We start from the raw sequence: 242 nt of genomic DNA on the forward strand, positions 1-242 counted from the left end.
GTTTTTTGTACTGGCCACTTTCTGGATTTTGGTCTTAATTGGTATCACGCTTCTTTCGATCTGGCTTCCGAAAGAAATTCAATTTATTCTTCCTGTCGGGAGTGCGGGCGTGAAGAATATTTTACTTGGTAGTAATAATGCGTTACTGGCCATGCTGGGATTTGAGGCACTACTATTTCTATTCCCGTTTGTCATAGGAAAGTCGAAAGGAATGCTAAAAACCGTTTCCTATGCCAATCTAT

Annotated in this window: 1 protein-coding gene; it reads left to right on the forward strand. The window is 40.5% G+C overall.

The window, feature by feature from the left end:
• The coding region (locus SB764_RS43950; RefSeq protein ID WP_410867306.1) for a GerAB/ArcD/ProY family transporter at positions 1 to 242 on the forward strand (242 nt) is incomplete at both ends.

It is taken from the genome of Paraburkholderia sp. SIMBA_027 (assembly GCF_046535315.1).
GTDB lineage: Bacteria > Pseudomonadota > Gammaproteobacteria > Burkholderiales > Burkholderiaceae > Paraburkholderia > Paraburkholderia tropica.